Raw genomic sequence first — 20,477 nt, forward strand, 5'->3', positions numbered from 1 at the left:
GCCTCCGACTAGCGCCGCCGGGTGAACCTATCTCAACAACACCATGCGTCCGCGCTGCACCTCCGAGGCGCTGCGCACCTCGTAGACGTACATCCCCGACGGCAGCCTGTGTCCCGAGCGGCCCGTGCCGTTCCACTCCACCCGGTGGGTGCCGGCCGTCACCATCTTCTGGAACGGCTCCGCGACCAGCCGGCCCGCGGCGTCGAAGATGCGCACCCGCATCGCGGAGGCCTCGCGCACTGCGAACGTGATGATGGTGCCCCCGGAGAACGGATTGGGCCGGTTCGGATACAACATCAGCCGCGGCCCGAGCGCTGCCGGCTTGCCGACCGCGGTGGGGCTGCAGATGCTGAGCGAGGCGAAGCGCAGCGGCGAGCCGTTGCCGAGCGAGTAGCTGAGGAAAGGCTGATCGAGCTCGCTGCGCGCGAGCGAGAGCGCCCCGGTCGCGTCGCCCGCGATCACGCCGGTCGACCACGTTCCCGCCGCCTTGACGGCATAGAGCAGCCGCTGCGTCGCCTGGTCGAAGTAGGCGATGCGTGGCTCGCCGAAGGCGTTCAGGTCGAGACGCGAGCCGATCCCGGGATCCCCGGCCTGGTCCACGGTCTCGTAGCTCCAGGTGATCCCCGACCCCGATACGTAGCGCAGGCGCGGCGTCCCGACGCTGGCGTCGCGATAGGCGATCGACACCTTGCCGTCGTCCACGCCGATCGAGCTCCACGTTCCGACCACCCCGGCCGCATCGAGCGTCGACTTGGTCCAGACGCCGCCGCTCTTGGTGGCGTAGCGTAGATCCTGAAGGGTGGCGTCGTAGTAGCTGACGTGAGGGATACCGGTCTCGGTCACCGTGATCGAGCTCGTCGAACCCATGTTGCCGGTGGTATCGACGGACTCCACGGTCCACATGCCGTCGGACCGGAGCGCGTACTTCAGATCGCCGTTGGTCGCATCGTAGTAACAGGCGTGCAGCTGGTCGTACTGGTCCCTCGCGAACGAGGGAGCCATGCCCACGTTGCCGGTCGCGTCCACGGTCTCGAACGTCCAGACACCCGTGGTGTTCCGGGCGTACACGAGGTCGCCGAGCACCGAGTCGTAGTAGAGGATGTGCGGAAGGTTGTCGGCGTCGAGGATCAGCGCCGGCGCCGCCTGGTTGCCGATGCCCGCCGCCACCGGCGTGGAGCTCCACGTGCCGCCGACCAAGGCGGCGTAGCCGATCGTGCCGACCGCCGGGTCGTGCCACGCGATCCGCGGCGTGGAGACGTCGTTCGAGTCGTGCGACGCGATCGAGCTGCTGCCCGCGACCAAGCCGGTGCCCTGGGTGCAGAACGAGCCCACTCCAGGCGTCCGCAGAGTGAACGTCGAGGCCACCGCCCCGGGCGTGGCGGCGCCGAGAGTGTTGAGCTGGAGATGGCCCACCGCGGAGGTCCCGCCCGGCACCGAGCTGCCCCACGTCACGTCGAACAAGGGGCCGCTGTAGCCAGACGTCGGGACCACCAGCCCGAGCCCCAGGAACCCGCTCGAGAAGTTGATGGTGATGTCCTCGGTCGCCGGCGAGCCGAGGAAGTCGATGGCGGCGTCGAACGCGATGCTCGAGCCGCTGGTGTTGGTGATGGTGCCACTGTAGGTGGCGGTGCCGCCGGGCGAGGCGACCTGGCTCGGCGCGCTGAGCGACACCGACCAGTTGTCAGCCTGGGCCGCCGGGACAGCGGCGAGCCCGAGCGCCAGGACAAACCCTGCGAACGTGCGCTTCATGGGGGAGACCTCCCGGAAAAGTGCCTCGAGCCGGTTCATTGCTGGCGCTGCATGCCCGTGATCGTGCCGGAGAAGAACGGCCCGGTCGGGGGTGGGTTGAGGGGGCAATACCAGCAATCGGTCGTCACGTTGATGAGTGTCGCGCCCGAGATCGTGCCGCTGATGTATGTGCCGCAGACCTCCGGATGGATGCCGAAATCGAAGTCGGTGCCTTCGCAGGTGCCGGTGACCTGGAACTCGTTGCTGGCGCCGACCCACTGGATCCAACCGACGATGTCGTAGCCCGGCGGTGTCGGCCGATAGATGCGCATGATCGCCGGACCCGAGACGGCGGTGCACAGCGGGTCGCCGCTCGGCACGTTGTAGGTGCCCACCCAGCGCTCGATCGCGGTGTAGAACGTGCGGGCCGCGATCGCGTCGATCTCGTTTCCGATCTTGCCCCTGAACACCAGCGTGAACCCGTAGCCGCCCTCGCACAGCATCTCGGGGAACTTGGCAGTGAAGGTCGCTCCGTTGGCGAGGCCGCCGCTGGGGTAGGCGCTCGCGTCGAATCCAGGAACCGGCTGGCGGTTGCCGTTCGCGTCGTCGTAGTAGAGCGACCAAGTCCCTCCGGGACCGAAGTCGTGCCCGGTCCCTGACTCGTTTCGAATCACGACCGAGTTCATCTGCAGCCCGGCGTCCCAGGTGGTGGTCGGGTTGTTGAGCCCGATCTTGCCGCGGAAGAACAGGTTCACGAGTCCGGTCACGTAGGCATTCGCCTTGGGGATCAGGATCTGGGCGGCGGCCTGGTAGGTGACGTCGTCGAACCCGATCTCGTGATCGTAGACAAGCGGGACGCTGCTGTTATTGATCAGGAACAGCGCCGGGTTGGTCACGCCGAGGAACGAGTATCCGACGTAGCGCACAGCGCCACCCAGTTGCTCGCCCTCGCGCTGAAGAGTGACGCGCGTCTTGGAGGCCGGGAACCAGTCGGCGAGATCGGTGTTGCGCAGGGTGGGGTAGTTGAACTGGTGGTGCGGCGCCGTCGAGCGGTTCTCGATCGAGCTGACCAGGTCGATCTGGATCGGGGGAGCCGCGGTGCGCGGCAGCACCACGGTGCGGAGCGGGCCGAACATGGTGTCGTCGGTGATGAAGTGAAGGTTCGTGAACTCGGCCAGCCCCAGGGTCCCGGGGATGCTCGTGATTCCGGTCTGTCCCGTGTACTGCTCGGTGTCCCAGAACGCGGCGAACTCCGGCGGAATCCCTTCGAACTTGTTCGACATGACGGAGAACGTCGGTGGCGGCTGATTCCCCAGCCCCGCCACCGCGCTGGAGTCGCCATAGTGGTCGCGGCAGTACGACTCGTACGGATGGGCGAGGTGCGCGTCGTTGCGCACGTGCTGGGGCTGGGCGAGGTCCTCGACCAAGTGGGCGACGTGGCCGAGCGCGTAGAACGCCCGGGCCATGTGAAAGTCTCGGGCCGACTTCGGGGCCTGGGTCACCGCCTCGAAGAACGCCTGGCGTGCGACCCGCCAGTCCTGGTCGTGGCCATCCCACGCCCACTGCATCGAGTTCGAGAACCAGCCCCCGCCATCGGTGAGCCCGACGTCGTTGTGCACCGGGTCGTAGAAGTGTCGGAAGAAGTTGGCGGAGCCGTCCTCGTCGATCGCCGCCTGCCGGAACCGGTCGGCGGGCGTGCCTTCGACGCTGGAGGTGTTGATCCCCGATGGCAGGAGGAGCCGAGTCTTGAGGTAGTTGTCGGCCACGCAGTCGGGACGGCGGATCGCTACCGCCGAGATCGCGGCGTGGGTGTTGGTGTCGTACTCCACCCGCATCGGATCCGCGGCTTCGGGCTTGGGAATCCGCTCGGGACGGAGGCCCGGCTTCACGGGCTCGGTCTTCACCTCGGGCATAGGCGGCGGAATCGTCCACGGGGTCGAGATCGGGTTCGTGGTCACGCCGGTTCCGGACGCGGTCGCGGCGGACTCTTTGGGCGACGAGGTCTCCGCGGCGAGCGCGAGCGCGGGTGTCCCGAGGTGCGAAGCGATCACCACGCAGGCGACAAAGCGGTGGATGAACGAGAAGCGAACGACTGCGGAGCGGGGGAGCATGGTGCGACCTCCGTGGGGTTCGGAGTGCATGCGTTCGATATCCGGCAGCCCAGGATCGGTGGAGAGAGGCGCGGCCGCAGGCGCAGACTATTCCTGCGCTCGAATCGAGGCAAAGGAATCCGCCGGCCGACTCGTCAAGAGCAACCGCGGCCAGGTGACGGAACTCCATCCCGGCGGGCTCGCACGCAATTCCATGAGACGCAGATCCGGGCGGAGGCGTAGAATGACCTGCTTCCGCCCCCGAAATTGCTGCTGCCCTCTCACCCGTGGGGTGATGCAAATGACCGCCTTGCATTCGCGCCCGAAGCGCTTCGTCCTGTTCCTCCCCGCCTTGGCCGCCTTCCTCCTGGCTCATCACCAGGCCGCCGCCACTCCCTTCACCACGGAGACCGTCGATGCGACCGGGACGACGGGGTTCTGGACGTCGCTGGCGCTCGACGCGCAGGGCAACCCGCACATCAGCTACTACGCTCTCGGGAGCGGCGACCTGCGCTATGCGAAGAGAATAGGCGGGGTCTGGAGCTTCGAGACCGTGGACGCCGTCGGCTCCGTCGGCTCCTACACCTCCATCGCGATCGACGCCCTGGGCAACCCCCACATCAGCTATCACGATGAGACGAATCTCGATCTCAAGTACGCCACCAAGGTGGGCGGCGCCTGGACCATCCAGACGCTGGACGGTGGCGGCGGCATCAGCGTGGGGCTCTACACCTCGATCGCCCTCGACGCTCAGGGCTTGGCGCACATCAGCTACTACGACCAGACCAACGGCAACCTCAAGTACGCCCGGAACACCGGAATCGGAGGATGGACCAATCAGTCGGTGGATGGCGGCAGCAGCGACACCGGCATGTTCACGTCTCTGGCCCTCGATGCCTCGGGCCTCGCGCGCATCAGCTACCACGAGGTGACTGGCGGGGACCTGCGCATCGCCTGGCGCACCACGTCGGGATCCTTTCTCGTCGAGAGCCTGGAATCGACGGGCATCGTCGGCATGTGGACGTCGCTTGCGCTGGACGGCGCCGGAATCCCGCGGATCTGTTACTACGACCAAACCAACTCCAACCTCAAGTACATCACCAAGGAGAGTGGCGCCTGGGTCGCCGAGACGGTTCCCGATCCGTTCCTGGTCGCGGGCCAGTACGGCTCGCTGGCGCTCGACGCCCAGGGCATCCCGCACATCAGCTACCAGGCCGAGTCGCCTTACTCGGTCCTTCGCTACGCGCGCAAGATCGGAGGCTCGTGGATCATCGAGTCGGTCGACGTCCTGGGCAGCCAGGGGTTGGAGACTTCGCTCGAGCTCGACGCGCAGGGCAATCCCCGCATCAGCTATCGCGAGATCAACACGAACGATCTCAAGTACGCCGATGCCTCCGTGCATCTCCTGAGCCCTGCGGGCGGCGAGACGTGGCCGGTCGGCGCCGTTCGCGAGGTCCGTTGGTCGGGCGTTGGCCCCGTGGACGTGAAGCTCTCGGCCGACGGCGGAGCGAGCTTCCAGACCGTGGCTTCGGGCATCTTGGACAACTCGTTCTTGTTCCAGGTCCCGCACCTTCCGACCAGGTTCGCCCGCGTCGGCGTTTTCCGGACAAGCCCCATCTCCTCCTCGGTCTCGACCGGGCTGTTCACGATCGAATCCTCGATCGGGCTGCTCTCGCTGATCGCCGAATGGGAGAGAGGTGCGGCCGAGGCGAGGATCTCGTGGCGGACGAACCCCGGTCCCGAGGACCTATCCGGCTATCGCCTGGAGCGCGCTTTGCCCGGCTCGGGGGGCGGCTGGGAGACGGTCGTTGCGCTGACCCGCGAGACGTCGTACACCGACCGTGACGCCGCACGGGGCGACCGCTACCGGTTGTTCGCGGTCAACGGGCTTGGACAGGAGCGCCTGCTCGGCGAGGCCGCGCTGCTCCCCGCTCGCAGCCTTGCCGCGTGGCCGCTCCCCTACAAGGCCGGTGAGCTGACGGTCTCGTTCGGTGTGGCCGGCGGCATCGGCGGCGGCCCTGGAAGCGCCGAGGTCGCCGTGTTCGATCTTTCCGGGCGGCGCGTGCGCACGCTGGCGAGCGGCGCGTTCGAGAGCGGATACCGCACCGCAACCTGGAACGGCCGCGACGAATCCGGTACGAGGGTGCCGGGTGGCGTCTATTTCGTGCGCGCCGCGACCGGCGGGGAGGTCGCCCAGCTCAAGCTGGTGGTGATGCCGTGAACGCGCGATTGCAGTCGGCGGCGCTCGCGGCCGCGCTGCTCTTGGCGTTCCCCGCGGCGCGACCCGCGGCCGGCGCCGCGCTGCTGGGCCTCGTGGACACGGGCGAGCTGTTCCGCTCCACCGACGGGGGCGTGATGTGGACGGCTCACGCGGTCTTGCCCGTGCGTGACGCCGTTGCGCTGGCGGCACGGCTCTCCAGCTCCGACTTGTTTCTCGCCTCGCGCTCCGGCTCGATCTACCGCTCGACCGATGCCGGAGCGACGTGGATACCCGTCGGCGCGATTGCGGCGAGCGGCCTGGTGGATCTGTCGATCCGTCCCGACGGCGGGCTATTGGCGCTCACCGCCACGGGCTCGCTCTATCTTTCGACCGATCTCGGCGCCAGCTTCGCGCCACTGGCAAGCCTCGGCGCCTCGAACTTCGCCAGCCTGGCCTTCACCACGCCGGCGGTGACGTACTACGCCCTGACCCGGACCGGCGAGGTCTATGAGAGCGTCGATGGAGGCACGAGCTGGGCGGCCAAGGGGCTGTTCACCGCATCCAATGCCGTCCGGCTGCGCGCCATCCAGAGCGCGCTCTACGCCCTCACCGAAACCGGCGACGTGTATCGCAGCACCGACGGCGCCGCGAGCTGGGCGCCGATCAGCACGCTGTCCCAGGTCGGCATGAGCGGACTGGCGCGAAATGGCCTTTCGCTGGTGGCCGCGAGCCGCGAAGGCCACGTCGCCACGTCCCTGGACGGGGTCGCCTGGGCATGGCAAGGCTCGATGAACCAGCTCACGCTCACCGCGCTCGCCACCGATGAGCCGGCCACCACCGGAGTCACGCCGCGAACAGGCGGGGGCGTGTTCCTCGGCGCTCCCTATCCGAACCCCTCGCGCGGCTCCGCGTCGTTCGAGCTATGGCTGGATCGCGCCGCCGACGTCGCGTTGACGCTGTACGACGTGAGCGGCCGGCGGTTGGCCAGCCTCGCGCCGAGGCGGTTCGAGGCCGGGATCCACCGCCTCTCCTGGGACCCGGGCGTGAGTCGGGCCGGCCTCTACTTCCTGAGCGTGGAACGGGGGGGCAAGCCTGCGGTCACGCGGCGCTGGGTGGTGGCAAGGTAGACGCAACACGCGACGCGCCCGCCACCGCACTTCAGCAGTGGCGGGGCATTCTCGCGCAGCGCGGAAGGAACGAGGAGGCCGACTCCCTCTTCCGCTGGGCGATCGAGCTCCGGCGCCGGGCGTACGGGGCGACGGCCGCCGTCACCTTCAGCGCGTTCGCCGAGTACTCCCTGCTGGCCGCTGCCGCGCGCGGCATTCTCGCCGTGCCGCTCTACGAAGGTGATCGGCGCGTGGCACTCCGCAGGGTCGTGGCGTACTACGATGGGCAATCACGGCTGGCCGCGGGAGCCCACGGTTCCGCGAAGCGAGAGGTCGCCTAGAAGCGCACGCTCAGACCGCCGAGGGCTTCGGTCATGCGCTCGGGCGCGTGCTGCTCGACGGTCAAGGCGCCGTGGACGAACCACCGGGCGCCGGGGCTCCATTCGACCACGCCCTCGTACCAGTCGATCGCGTCCTCGCCGCTGATGTCGTCGAAGATCCTGCGACCTCCCGAGCCTTCGAGGTGGAGGCCCCAGGGCGAGTCCACGCTCAGCGTGAGGGCCGTCAGCTCGGAATGACTGTCTTCCGTCCGGTAGGTGGCGTAGCGGCTTCGGGCGACCGGGGCCCAGGCGACGCGCGGGGTCCAGCTCAGCTCGCCGCTCCAGGACACATCGCTCTGACCTCCACCGGCCACCGTCCGCATCTCGCCGGTCAGCCTCACGCCGCGCTGCATCGCCGTGGCCGACACCCATCCGCCCTCGCGCGCCCGATCATCGAACTCGGTCTCCGGCGTCTCGCGGTCGCGCCACAGCCGCACGCTGTGGCGCGCGTCATAGCCGCCATTCAAATCGAGCCAAGGCAGAGCGGCGACACTCACCGTCGCGAAGGTATTGGTGGGTTCCCCGGAGGGCGCTCCGGATTCGCGCCGCCATGCCGGCGCGAGATCCACCTCCTGCTGTGCGTTGAAGCTGACGCGCTGGTTCCGCCAGAAGGTCTGCACGAACACGAAACTCCGGTTCGCGTTTCCCTCGTCGTAGGAGGCGGCCACGCCCACGCGGGCGTTCCAGGTCGCGCTCGACAACGCGAAGTGGCGAGCCTCGACGTACGCCCCGGCGTGCACCACGTCGTTGGAGAAGCCCATGCGCAGCGGCTCCGGCTCGCTGCCGCCGTAGAGACTCGCGGCCCAACGGGCGGCATTCCAACCCAGCGAGAGCCCGTCGAAAAGGCTGACGACCCCTGGTCCGAACTGGCGACCGGCCACCACGAAAGGTCCCGACCCCGGGGCGTGCGTGCCGATCGACGCCCGATAGAGGCGTCCGACCGTTTCCTCCTTCACCAGGTTCCCGGTGAGCCGGCTGCGATGGGCTCGGAGGTCGAGCACGACGTCGAGCGGACCGTGCTCGCGAGCGCCGGCGACGTAGAATTCGAGCATCGGCCGCACCAACCGGGAGCCAAGGCCGCTGGTCGATAGCCAGCGTAGGGCGGCCCTTCCGCGCAGCCAGCGCGCGGGTCGCTGCGTCCTGCTCGTCTCGGCTTCCGTGGCGGAGGACACCACCCCCGAATCGGTGACCGCCGCCTTGGCCGACGCCGGCGCCTTCCGATCACCGCCGAGCGGGCCGCGCACGCGATCGCCGATGGCCGGCGGGTCGCCCTCACCCACCAAGGTGCATACCGAGCGCTGCTGCGAGGTCGCCGTGACCACCAACAGACCGATGCGGCGGCCTTCGCGCACCAGTTCGAGCGTGTCGCCGGCGGCGATTCCCTGAGCGGCGCCGGCATTGACGTAAACCGAGGCGCCGGCCACGAAGGTCACCCTCGTCGAGTCCTCGGCTGCCCGCACGGGCTGTGGAGCCGCCGCCAAGAAGCAAGTCGCGGCCACACCGATCACGACTGGCCAGCGTCTCAAGACTGCCCCCGGGGATGGCACGAGTAGCAGGCATTGCTGTCGTACAGGTACCCGCCGACACCGTTGTGGTTGGAATCGGTCTGCGTCCGGCTCGAGTGGGGGTGGCAGCTGAAGCAGGTGAACTGGGAGTAATTGGAGGGGTTGTTGTGACAGTCCGAGCAGCCGCTCCACAAGGTCGCGTGCCGTCCGCTGTAGATCGGGAAATTCCGGCTGTCGTGATCGAACCTTCCGGGATGCCACGCGGTCGTGCTGTGGCAGGTCTGACATTGGGTCGAGAAGCCGATGGTGGCATGGTTGGGATCGCTGGTGGCGTCGTAGTCGGCGCGGTGGCAGGACACGCAGTCGGTGGGCTTGCCGTCGTAGACGCCGTCACCGTGGCAGCGCTCGCACGACACGCGACGGTGGGCTCCGGTGAGCGGGAAGGCGGTCTTCTCGTGACCGAAGCGGACGCCCTCCCAGGCGATCGTGCCATGGCACTGGGCGCACTGGAGCGGGAAGCCACCGGCACGGTGGTCCGGCGCCCGAGCGGCCAAGTAGTCGTCGCGGTGACAGTCCTCGCAAGCCGCGCGGGTTCCCTTGAACTGCAAGTGCCCCTGCGCCTGAAAGGCGTGGCAGAGCTCGCACTCCAGCGTGGCATGAGCCCCGGTCAGCGGGAACCGCGTGAGCTGGTGCCCGCGCACCATCGGCGCGCGATCGATGAAGCTGCGCGGTCCATGGCAGCGGGCGCAGTCGATCCCCATCTCCCCGCGGTGGGGGTCCTGGTGGCAGGAGGCGCAGCGAATGTCGGCGGCCTTGAATTCGAGCGACGTGTGGCAGGACATGCAGTCCGTCTTGTGCGCGCCGTGGAGCGGGAAGCCGAACTTCGCGTGGTCGAACTTCGGACTCACCCGTACCTGCTTCCAGCCTTTGGCGGTGTGACAGGTCGCGCAGGGCTCCTTGAGCTTGCCGTGCGGGCTCTTCACCTCATCGATGGCCGCGAACAAACCCGGTGCGGCCCAGGCCAGCAGGGGAGCCAACGCGATGGCGAGCGCCGTGATCCGATGAGGTTTGAAGCGGCTCGTGTGCATGGCCTTCACACTCCTCCCGGTTGGGCACGACGGCCGTGGTTCGGAGGTGCCGTCCGTGGCGCGAATCCCGTCTTGCGGTCGCCTCCACGAGATCCGCCGTGGCAGGCCTCGCAAGACCGCGCCACCGGCTTCCAACGGACGCGAACCACGCCGTCCGGGTCCTTGGCCGGCTTGTGGCAGGCGGTGCACGCGGTCTTGGCGTGCCCTCCCTCGAGCGGGAAGCCGGCGTCGCGGGTGTGATCGAATCGAGCGGCCGGGGCGAACGCCGCGAGGTCGTGGCAGGCATCACAGGCGGCCGCTCCCGCTCGGCCGTCGAACTGCCGTCCGTGCGGGTTGGCGTGACACTCCGCGCATTGCCGGCGTGGATCGACGAATCGCAGCACGCGCATTCGGGATGAATCGGCCACCAGCGTTGCCGTCGCCGCCTTCCCGGCCAGCTCGCCATGGCAGGCGGAGCACGGCGCCAGCAGGTGGGCGCCGGCGAGCGGATACCCGGACCGCGCGTGCCGCTGCGCGTCGTAGCGCGACGGGACGAAGTGCGACATGTCGTGGCACGAAGCGCAGGAGCCGGCGTCGCGGAGGCTCGAATGGGCGGAGGCGAAGCGCCCGCGGTGCGGGTCGCCATGGCAATCGGTGCAGGTCTCGTGCGCCGGCTCGAGGCGGACTCGCGACGGACCGAGCGATGCGACGGTGGCGGGTCCGGCCGGGGCGCGAGTGTGGCAGGAGGCGCAGTCGGTGGTCCGGTGCGCGCCCTCGAGCGGATAACCGGTCTGCTGGTGCGCAGCCCGTGGCATGGTCGAGCGGGCGAAGCCATGGACGTCGTGGCAGGCGGCGCAGTCGGCGGCCGCGCCCGCAAGCAGGGCCTTGCCGGCATGCGCATCGGCATGGCATGCGTCGCAGCGCGCGAAAGCCGGCCGTTTGCCCCACCCCGTCTTCGTGGAGTGGCAAGAAGCGCACGAGAGGGTGCGGTGCCGGCCGAGCAGCGGGAAGCGGGTGCGGCTGTGATCGAATCCCTCCTCCCTGACCTGTGACCAGCCCGACGTGCGATGGCAGGTGGCGCAGGCGGGACCGAAGCGGTTCCGGTGTGGGTCCTGGTGGCAGGAGGAGCACGGGTCGAACGCCAGCGGCTTGTACTGCGGCACCGCCTGGCCTCGGGCGTCATGAGCCAGACGCAGACCCTCCGCTTCGTGGCACTTGGCACACGGGACGTCCGCGTGCCGCCCGGTGAGAGGGAAGCGGGCCTTCGCGTGATCGAAGCCCGCAGCAGGCTTCCACGCCGCTTGGTCGTGGCAGCTCGCGCAATTGCTTCCGAGCTGCTTCCGGTGAGGATCGTCGTGGCAGCTGGCGCACGAGGTCTCGAGGCCGAGCCAGCTGTGCGACGGATCCTTGCGTTGCGCCAGCGCCATCGCTCCGGAGCGCTGCAGCTTCGGCTGATGGCAGGCGGAGCACTCCAGGCGCCGATGCGCACCCTCGAGAGGCCAGCCGGCGGTGCGGTGATCGAACGCCCTCGGCGACTTGCCGGGCCATGCGATCAGCGCGAAGTCGCGCCCGCCATGGTCAGGATGGCACTTGACGCACGTCTCCTGATGGCGCGCGTGGGTACCTCGCCGCTCACGTTTCATCCAGGCGATCTCTTTGTGACAGCTGAGACACTGTGCCTCCATGGCCTGCCGCCCGCCGGACTTGGCGTGGCAGCGAAAACACTGCGTGGGCCCGTCGAGCTCGGCATGCGCCCGGGACAATGGCCCCGGCGACACCTGGGCCGCGGCCACCCCGGCTCCGAGCAGCAGCAACAGCCCCGCCAGGCGGAGCGTCGCGGCCCCCGGCGTCACCCCGCCCTGGCCCCCGCCGCGGTGGGAACCGGCACCTCCTTGGTCACGATGCGGACGCCGATCCGTTCCAGGAACGGATACGGCGCTTCGCCTCCGATGCGCACGATCACGGCGTCGTTCGGGAGCATGCGCTGCTGACCGCGTTGGTCCATCACCACGACGTCGCGGCGGATTTCCTTCACCTGGCTCGGCATCGCCAGCTCGATGCGGCCCGCCGCCATCGCCGTCTCGAGCTTCTGGCGATTGCGCTCCTTGAGGCGGCTGAACTCTTCTCCGCGATAGGAGAGCGTCACCTGGGTTCCGCTCTGGTTTGCGATTCCGAGCGCCGACTCGACCGCGCTGTCGCCGCCGCCAACCACCAGCACCCGGTTGCCCATGAACTGCTCCATCTCGACCACGTCGTAGAAGACCTTGTCGAGCTCCTCGCCCGGCACGCCGAGCCGCCGCGGCGTGCCGCGCCGCCCCATCGCCAGCACGACCTTTCGCGCGTGCACGGTGTCGCTCCCCGCCGTGAGGGTGAATCGGCCTTCCTGCCGCTCGATCCCGGTCACTCGAGTGCCGGTGCGCACCTGCAGGCCGGTGCGCGCGATCACGTCCTGCCACACCCTGAGCAGCGACTCCTTGGAGGCGTCGGCGATCCACAAGTCGCCGTACAGCGGCACCCGCAGCGGCTCCGCGAACAGCACCTTCTTGCGGGGATACTTGGCGATGGTGTCACTCAGGTCGCCCTGCTCGAGCACGATGTACGAGAGCCTTTGCCGCAGCGCCTCGAGGCCGGCCGAGAGTCCCGCCGGCCCTGAGCCGACGATCGCCACGTCGAAGACATCCGGTTCGCCTCCGGCGCGTCCGCCTGGAGCGTTCAGCACTTCGGCGACGTGCTCGATGGCGAGACGCCCTTCGTTCACCGCGTTCTTGATCAGGCCGCGGCCCCCCAGCTCGCCGACCACGTAGAGCCCGGGCACGTTGCTCTGGAAGTTGACGTCGAGATCCGGCACCTCGACGCGCTGCCCGGCGTCGCCGCTGCCGACGAAGACTCCGCCCACGGGGCAGGCGGTGACGCACTCGCCGTGGGCTTTGCACCGTTCGGGATCGACGACCGCCAGCTTGTCGACGAGCCGGATCGCGCCCGGCTCAGGGCACGCGGGTACGCAGAGTCCGCAGCCGACGCAGACATCGGCGCGAACGATCGCGTGGCGTGGACCGCTCGCCGCGCCGTTCGCTTCCACCGCTCGTGCCGCCACGACCTCGAACGCCTGGAGCGGTGCGCCGCAGCCGGTGCAGAACTCGGCGCCCCTGCTCATCCGCGCTCCGCAGCGCGGGCAGGAGATCCTCTCGGGGGCCGCGGGAGCGCGGCGGCTGCGCACGTGCCACCACATGAAGAGCGCCGTGAAGCCGGCGACGATCAAGAAGGTGAGGAGCCCGCTCATGACGGCCCTCCCCCGAGATGCACCGCGCCGACCGCCCAAGCCACGACCACGTGAACCAGCACGGCGAGCAATGCGGTGACGGCGAACGGCCGGTGGGCGACGTGCCAGTAGCCGAAGAGCCGGCGGGTGACGCCGAGCAGTCGGACCTGCTGGGCCAGCCCCAGCTCACGGCGTGACAGGGTCATCGCGCGTCGCAGCGCCCGGCGATCGATCGGCGCTCGCCCTGGCTGCGGCGTGGACCACTGGCGCCGCAGCCGGGAGAGCGTCCGTGTGCGCTCCCAGTCGTCAGCCACCAGGCGCACCACCGTCCGCAACAGGCCGAGCCCCTGGTAGGCGGCGCGATGAGGCGCGAGCGAATGCTCGATTGCCATGGGCGACAGCCCGGTGGCGGCGGCGATCTCGGTGATCAGGGCGCGACGTTCGCTCGCAACTTCCTCGATCGACATCTCGAGCCCGTCGCGGCTGCGCGGAATGTGCGTATAGAGGTAGCGGCCGACGATGCCCGACAGCGCCACCGTCAGCATGGCCCAGTAGCCGAGCCCGATCAGCCCTTCGAAACGCCAGCCGGCGTGCGCGGCGACGATCACCGGCACCGACAGCCCGCACACGATGTGCACGCGCAGCCAGGAGCTGACCTGGCCCGTCCAGGCCAGCCAGCGCACGTGCTTCCGCAGCGGGTAGAGCCAGAGGAACAGGAACAGCGCCAAGCCCAGGATGCCGAGCCAGAGTCCAACCACACCCGAGGGTCGCAGCAAGTCGTGCAGCGGATGTCGCAGGCGGACCGGCGCCGAGGCGGAGTAATAACTCCAGCCGCCGATCGTGATCCCAAGCGGAATGGCGAGGAGGGCGGCCAGTGGCCCCCAGTCGAGAGACGGAACGCCGCGAGAAGCTCGCGCCGCGGGCTTCACGGAGTGAGAAGACGGCCCGACCGCCGCTTGGCTCTTGATCGCGCCGTGGTAGCGAGTGGTGGCCATGAGCTGAATACCCCGGACGACGAAGAACGGGTCGATCGACAGGCGACCCTGCAACGTGAACTTGGGCAAGTGGCGCGGGAACGCAACTTGGATACCACGGTCGCGCTCGATCCAACGCGCCCGGGCGCCCCAGTTGCGCGGAAAGGGCGAGCCCCGGCGTCGGCTCGAACAGCGCGTGGCCGTGGATGGCAGACTGGCTGCCGAATTGGCAGCCATCAACATGCATCAGCGCTCACGGCAAACTGCACGGGTTCGGGCCTAAGCCGGCGATGGGGACACGGCGGCGAGCGGAAGCCGTTCGAACGTGGCCCGGAAGTGGCGCAGCGCGCGAGGCGCGGTCACGATGCGCACGCCGGCGATACCGTCGCGGCGCCGCCAGACACTTTCGATGACTTCAAGAACGTAGTCCATGTGGCTTTGTGTGTACGTGCGTCGCGGGATCGCGAGGCGCACGAGCTCGTGGGTGGGCAGGATCTCCTCACCCGTCCGCGGGTTCCGGTGCGCGAGCATCACGCTTCCGATCTCGCAGGACCGGATACCACCCTCGAGGTAGAGCTCGATCGCCAGCGCCTGCCCCGGGAACGCCTCTCGCGGCAGATGCGGGAGGAAGCGCCCGGCATCGAGGAACACCGCGTGTCCGCCAGGCGGCCACACCACGGGGATCCGCTGTGCGCGGAGCCGCTCGCAGACGTATCGGATGCTCGCGAGGCGATACTCGAGATAGTCGCGATGGACGACCTCCCGCAGGCCCTGGGCGATTGCCTCCAGATCGCGCCCAGCCAGGCCGCCGTACGTCGGAAACCCCTCGGTGACCACCAATCGGGTGCGGAGCTCGTGCGCGAGCGATTCGTCGCGACAGGCGATGAAGCCTCCGATGTTCGCGAGCCCGTCCTTCTTGGCGCTCATCGTGCAGCCATCGGCAAGATCGAACATCGCTCGAGCGATCTGGGGGATCTCCAGATCGCAGGCCTCGGGCTCGCGCTGCTGGATGAGGAAGGCGTTCTCGGCGAAACGACAGGCGTCGAGGTAGAGAGGCCGGCCCGCCTGCTCGCACAGTCTCCGCACCGCGCGGAGATTCTCGAGGCTGACGGGCTGACCGCCCCCCGCGTTGTTCGTCACCGTGATCATGACCAGGGGAATGCGATCGCCGAACTGAGCGAGCGCACGCTCCAGCCCGACGAGATCCATGTTGCCCTTGAACGGCGCATCGCTCTCGAGGTCACGAGCTTCGGGACAAGGCAGGTCGAGCGCCTCGGCGCCGGCCATCTCGATGTTGGCGCGAGTCGTGTCGAAATGAGTGTTGTTCGGAACGATCTGGCCGGGGCCCGTGAGGGTGTCGAAGAGCAGGTGCTCCGCCGCCCGACCCTGATGGGTCGGAATCACGTGCGGGAAGCCGAACACTTCGCGCACCGCGGCTTCGAAACGACCGAAGCTCGGCGCGCCCGCGTAGGATTCGTCGCCCCGCATCATCGCCGCCCATTGCTCGCTCGACATCGCGCCCGTTCCACTGTCGGTCAGGAGGTCTATCGTGACGTCCTGCGAAGACAGATGGAAGAGGTTGCCACCGGCCGCGGCGACAGCCCGCTCGCGTTCCTCACGGCTCGTCATGCGGATCGGCTCGACGCTCTTGATCCGGAACGGCTCGATGATCGTCTTCATGATCGAGAGCTCGCGGCGCCGTGTGACGACGAACAGTCCATCGTGACTCTCCCTGGGTCTGCATGGTGGAGGTTCAAGCTGCGGGCCAACGATTCTCGGCACCACCTCATCCCTTTTTGCGGCCCGCAGATGCGTCGGTCGCGCTGGCGACCGAGCCTCGGCTCGCGCTCGCGCCGCTCCTGCCATTTTCGGCGCGGGCCTGACAGGACGGCGGGAAGCGCGGAGTCCAGCGAATCGCGCTGCGCGCCTATCCTGAAACCATGCAAACAGTTTCCAGGCCACGAGCAGTGGCACCTCTGATGCTTGACCGTCGACGGTTGAGAGGCCGGTAGATGTTGCTGTATCTCGACTCGAAGCGAATCCGTCCAGCACGGATCCTGGCGCATCATCTTCGGTCGGCAAGTCATGCCGACCCACGGGAGGACCTAGCCGTGGCGACCGAAATCCTTCCCCCGCAGACCCAGCCGGCAACCACCCTGCAATACCACGGCGTGAGCCTGGACTTGCCCGTCGTCGAGGGCTCCGAGGGCGAGAAAGCCCTCGACATCCAGCAACTTCGCAACAAGACCGGACTCATCACGCTGGATCCCGGATTGGGCAACACCGGGGCTTGTCGCAGCGCGATCACCTTCATCGACGGCGAGAAGGGAATTCTGCGTTACCGCGGATATCCGATCGAGGAGCTGGCCGAGAAGAGCTCGTTTCTGGAGGTCGCCTGGCTGTTGATGCACGGCGAGCTCCCCACCGGACGAGAGCTGTCGGCATTCCAGCGCGAGGTCACTTACCACACGATGCTCCACGAGGACTTCGGCCGGTTCTTCGATTGTCTTCCCAAGGACGCGCACCCGATGCCGGTCTGCGCGGCCGCGGTGGGCGCGCTCGCGACCTTCTACCAGCAGCCCGAGACCTTGCAGACGCAAAGCGAGACGATCGTCCGCCTGATCGCCAAGATGCCGACGATCGCTGCGCACTCCTACAAACACTCGATCGGCCAGCCCTTCGTCTATCCCGACAACCAGCTCGGGTACTCGGCGAACTTCATGCGGATGATGTTCTCGACACCCTGCGAGCCCTACATCGTGGATCCCGTTCTCGCGAAGGCGATCGATCTGCTCTTCATCCTTCATGCCGATCACGAACAGAACTGCTCCACCAGCACGGTACGCGTCGTCGGCAGCTCCCGCGCCAATCTCTTCGCGAGCATCGCGGCCGGGATCAGCGCGCTGTGGGGACCGCTCCATGGCGGCGCCAACCAGGAAGTCATCGAGATGCTCGAGCGGATCGCCGCGGAGGAGGGCAGCGCACGGAAGTTCCTGGACAAGGCCAAGGACCGGAACGACACGACCCGCCTGATGGGATTCGGTCACCGCGTATACAAGAGTTACGACCCGCGCGCCGCGATTCTCAAGAAGGCGTGTTCGCAGGTCCTGGGGCGCGTCGGAGGCTCGAGCCGCCTGCTCGAGATCGCCATGTCGCTCGAAGAGATCGCGTTGAAGGACGAGTACTTCGTCGCCCGAAAGCTGTACCCCAACGTGGACTTCTATTCCGGCGTCATCTACAAGGCGCTGGGAATCCCGGTCAACATGTTCACCGTGATGTTCGCGATCGGGCGGCTGCCGGGTTGGATCGCGCAGTGGCTCGAAATGCGCACCGATCCCGATGCTCGGATCGTCCGACCGCGGCAGATCTACACGGGTGCGAGGAAGCGTCCCTACGTCGCGGTCGAGTCGAGACTCTGAAAATGGAGCGTGTTCTGGAGGGCGGGCTCCGCCGCGCCTACGAGCGCCGCGTCGATCCACGAACGGGTCAACGATACCTCGCGGTCGCGCAACGTGGCCCCACCCTCCTGAACGATCCGATCCTCAACAAGGGAACATGCTTCACGCTCGAGGAGCGGCAGAGCTTCGGGCTGTCCGGCCTGCTGCCTCCGGCGGTTGCCACGGAGGCCGAGCAGGCGGCCCGAGCCTACGAGAACTTCGGCCGCGCCGCGGATGACGTTCAGCGGTATCTGTTCCTCGCCGGCTTGCAGGACCGGAACGAGACGCTCTTCTACCGGCTCCTGGTCGAACACATGGACGAGATGGCGCCGATCGTCTACACGCCGACGGTGGGGAAGGTCTGCGAACAGTACAGCCACATCTATCGACGGCCTCGCGGGATCTGCATCACTTCACAGGACCGTGGAAGGGTGCGAGCGATCCTCCGCAACTGGGGCGGCGAGTGTCGGGTCGCGGTCGTGACCGATAACGCAGCGATCCTCGGACTCGGCGATCAGGGCGTGGGGGGCATGGGGATCGCGATCGGCAAGCTCGCGCTCTACACGGCCGGCGCCGGCATCGCGCCAGAAGAGACCCTCCCGATCGACTTCGACGTCGGCACGGACAATCCGAAGCTGCTCGCGGATCCGCTCTACCTCGGAATGCGCCATCCCCGGCTCCGGGGCGCGGCGTACGACCAGCTTCTCGACGAGCTGGTCGACGCCATGGCCGAGGTCCATCCCGCTGCGCTGATTCAGTGGGAGGACTTCTCGAATCGGACCGCGTTCGACGTCCTCGAGCGCTACCGACGGGGGCGGCTGTCATTCAACGACGACATCCAGGGCACGGGCGCCATCGTCGTTGCGGGCATTCGCTCGGCGCTCCGTCAGGCGGGACGCGATCTCGCCGACGAGCGCTTCGTGTTCTTCGGGGCCGGCGCCTCGGGAGCAGGATCGGTGCTCGCGGTGCGGTCGGCGCTGAGGGACGCCGGCGTGCCGGAACGCGAGCTCGCCTCGCGCGTGCTCGCGCTCGATTCCAAGGGTTTGATCCTCGAAGACCGGGACGGACTCCCGCCCGAGAAGCGCGAGATCGCGGCCTCGCTCGATCGCGTCGCGGGCTGGACAGCATCGGCAGATGGGCGCTTTCGTCTCGCCGATGTCGTGCTCCAGTTTCGGCCAGGCGTTCTCGTGGGAGCATCCGGCCAGCCCGGCGCTTTCAGCGAGGAGATCGTCCGTGGCATGGCGGCGGGGTGCGGGCGGCCCATCATCCTGGCGCTGTCGAATCCAACCAACCTGGTCGAGGCCACGCCCGAGCAACTCGTCCGCTGGACCGATGGAGCGGCGATCGTGGGAACCGGAAGCCCCTTTCCGCCGGTCGAGCATCGTGGCAGGCGTTTCGTGATCGGCCAGGGCAACAACGTGCTCATGTTCCCCGGCCTTGGACTGGGAGCGACCACGGTGGGAGCGCGTTGGCTCCCGGACCGTGTCTTCACGGTCGCGGCCCAGGCGCTCTTCGAGCTCACGAGCCCCGACCCACGGCCGGGAACACCGATCTATCCACCGCTCTCGCGTTTGCGGGAGATCTCGCGATGCGTGGCACGTGCGGTGGCACGCGAGCTGGTCGCGTGCGGAGAAGCTCCACCCTTGACCGACGAACAGATCGAGCGACGGCTGGCGAGCGCCATCTGGACGCCTGAATATCTCCCTTATCGCCCGGTGTCCCGGGAGGACCTGGAATGAGGATGGACGCTGCTCCCCAGTCGCCGCTGCTCGAGCGGATCGGCCACACACCCCTCCTCGAGATCGAAGGCGTGTATGTGAAGCTCGAGTGCGCCAATCCGAGCGGGAGCGTGAAGGATCGGATCGCGCGTCACATGGTCCTTCAGGCAATCCAGCGCGGCGAGCTGGTCCGCGGCATGACGATCGTCGAGACGACGTCCGGCAACACCGGTATCGCGCTGGCGATGGTGGCGCGTGAGCTCGGTTTTCCCCTGCTGATCTTCATGCCCGAGCACATGAGCCCCGAGCGCCGGGAGATGATGAAGCGGCTCGGCGCCGTCGTGCGACTCACAGCGCGCGAGGAAGGATTCCCAGGCGCGATACGAGCCCGCGATGCGTACAAGTCCCGGCGCGGCTTCTGGGTTCCCGACCAGTTCGCGAATCCGGACAACCCCGCCTGCCACCGCGCCACGACCGCTCGCGAGATCCTGGAGCAGCTCCGAGACCACGGCTCTCCACGGATCGATTACTTCGTCGCCGGAGTCGGCACGGGCGGGACGCTGATGGGAGTCGGGGAAGCCCTCCGCGAACGCATGCCTGACATGAAGATCGTCGCCGTCGAGCCCATGGAATCCAACGCGCTTTGCGGTGGCCCTGCAGGGGACCATGGAATCATGGGAATCGGCGATGGATTCGTTCCCGAGCTCATCGATCTCGCGCGAATCCACGAGGTGCGCACGGTCTCGACCGCACAGGCGCTCGACACGGCGCGCCGGATCCGAGGCCGTTACGGATTCTGCGTCGGGATCAGCTCGGGGGCGAACATGCGGATCGCGTTACGCCTCCGCACCGGCCCTGCAAACGTGCTGACGCTCTGGCCCGATTCCGCCGACCGCTATGCCTCCAGCGGTTTGAGTCCTGCAGCGGAGGGACTGCGCTGCGCGCTCCAGCCCTTCTGCCAGGCGCGCGCCCAGGCCTTGCTCTCCAAACCGGAATGACCGCTGCTCGATGAT

General features: G+C 68.1%; 13 protein-coding genes. 5 read left to right on the forward strand and 8 right to left on the reverse strand.

Features of this window, described 5'->3' with window-relative positions:
- Positions 1–27: 27 nt before the first annotated feature.
- Positions 28–1,749 carry a FlgD immunoglobulin-like domain containing protein gene (locus VFQ05_04985; protein ID HET9326109.1) on the reverse strand — a complete coding sequence of 574 codons (1,722 nt, stop codon included), beginning with the start codon at positions 1,747–1,749 and terminating at the stop codon, positions 28–30.
- 35 nt (positions 1,750–1,784) lie between these two features.
- Positions 1,785–3,839, reverse strand: a complete 2,055-nt coding sequence (locus tag VFQ05_04990) for a hypothetical protein (GenBank protein HET9326110.1) — start codon at positions 3,837–3,839, stop codon at positions 1,785–1,787.
- 280 nt (positions 3,840–4,119) lie between these two features.
- Between VFQ05_04990 and VFQ05_04995 the strand changes: the two genes are divergently transcribed.
- Positions 4,120–6,039 (forward strand): FlgD immunoglobulin-like domain containing protein, encoded by a 1,920-nt coding sequence (locus VFQ05_04995; protein ID HET9326111.1) that lies wholly within the window; start codon positions 4,120–4,122, stop codon positions 6,037–6,039.
- On the forward strand, positions 6,036–7,145 hold the full coding sequence (locus tag VFQ05_05000; protein HET9326112.1) for a T9SS type A sorting domain-containing protein: 1,110 nt from the start codon (positions 6,036–6,038) through the stop codon (positions 7,143–7,145). Before VFQ05_04995 ends, VFQ05_05000 begins: the two co-directional genes overlap by 4 nt.
- A gap of 316 nt (positions 7,146–7,461) precedes the next feature.
- Here the strand turns inward: VFQ05_05000 and VFQ05_05005 are convergent, their stop codons facing one another.
- The 6 genes from VFQ05_05005 to VFQ05_05030 all read right to left on the reverse strand — a co-directional run bounded on the left by VFQ05_05005 (position 7,462) and on the right by VFQ05_05030 (position 15,989).
- Entirely contained in the window at positions 7,462–9,030 is a 1,569-nt protein-coding gene (locus VFQ05_05005) for a hypothetical protein (GenBank protein HET9326113.1), read from the reverse strand.
- On the reverse strand, positions 9,027–10,097 hold the full coding sequence (locus tag VFQ05_05010; GenBank protein ID HET9326114.1) for a hypothetical protein: 1,071 nt from the start codon (positions 10,095–10,097) through the stop codon (positions 9,027–9,029). Before VFQ05_05010 ends, VFQ05_05005 begins: the two co-directional genes overlap by 4 nt.
- Positions 10,098–10,102: 5 nt before the next feature.
- Positions 10,103–11,929 (reverse strand): hypothetical protein, encoded by a 1,827-nt coding sequence (locus VFQ05_05015; protein HET9326115.1) that lies wholly within the window; start codon positions 11,927–11,929, stop codon positions 10,103–10,105.
- On the reverse strand, positions 11,926–13,356 hold the full coding sequence (locus VFQ05_05020) for an NAD(P)-binding domain-containing protein (GenBank protein HET9326116.1): 1,431 nt from the start codon (positions 13,354–13,356) through the stop codon (positions 11,926–11,928). Before VFQ05_05020 ends, VFQ05_05015 begins: the two co-directional genes overlap by 4 nt.
- Positions 13,353–14,399, reverse strand: a complete 1,047-nt coding sequence (locus tag VFQ05_05025) for a hypothetical protein (GenBank protein ID HET9326117.1) — start codon at positions 14,397–14,399, stop codon at positions 13,353–13,355. Before VFQ05_05025 ends, VFQ05_05020 begins: the two co-directional genes overlap by 4 nt.
- A 189-nt stretch (positions 14,400–14,588) precedes the next feature.
- On the reverse strand, positions 14,589–15,989 hold the full coding sequence (locus VFQ05_05030) for a tryptophanase (protein ID HET9326118.1): 1,401 nt from the start codon (positions 15,987–15,989) through the stop codon (positions 14,589–14,591).
- Positions 15,990–16,465: 476 nt separating this feature from the next.
- Between VFQ05_05030 and VFQ05_05035 the strand changes: the two genes are divergently transcribed.
- Genes VFQ05_05035 through VFQ05_05045 form a run of 3 tightly spaced genes read left to right on the forward strand, consistent with a single transcriptional unit; the run spans position 16,466 to position 20,462 of the window.
- Complete coding sequence (locus VFQ05_05035; protein ID HET9326119.1) at positions 16,466–17,728, forward strand: citrate synthase; 1,263 nt, start codon at positions 16,466–16,468, stop codon at positions 17,726–17,728.
- A 2-nt stretch (positions 17,729–17,730) separates the two neighbouring features.
- Positions 17,731–19,485, forward strand: a complete 1,755-nt coding sequence (locus VFQ05_05040) for an NAD-dependent malic enzyme (protein ID HET9326120.1) — start codon at positions 17,731–17,733, stop codon at positions 19,483–19,485.
- The gene (locus tag VFQ05_05045; protein ID HET9326121.1) at positions 19,482–20,462 is read left to right on the forward strand and encodes a cysteine synthase family protein; all 981 of its coding nucleotides are present in this window, start codon (positions 19,482–19,484) and stop codon (positions 20,460–20,462) included. The genes VFQ05_05040 and VFQ05_05045 overlap by 4 nt, the downstream gene beginning before the upstream one ends.
- Positions 20,463–20,477 lie beyond the last annotated feature (15 nt).

This window comes from Candidatus Eisenbacteria bacterium (genome assembly GCA_035712145.1).
Lineage (GTDB): Bacteria > Eisenbacteria > RBG-16-71-46 > RBG-16-71-46 > RBG-16-71-46 > DASTBI01.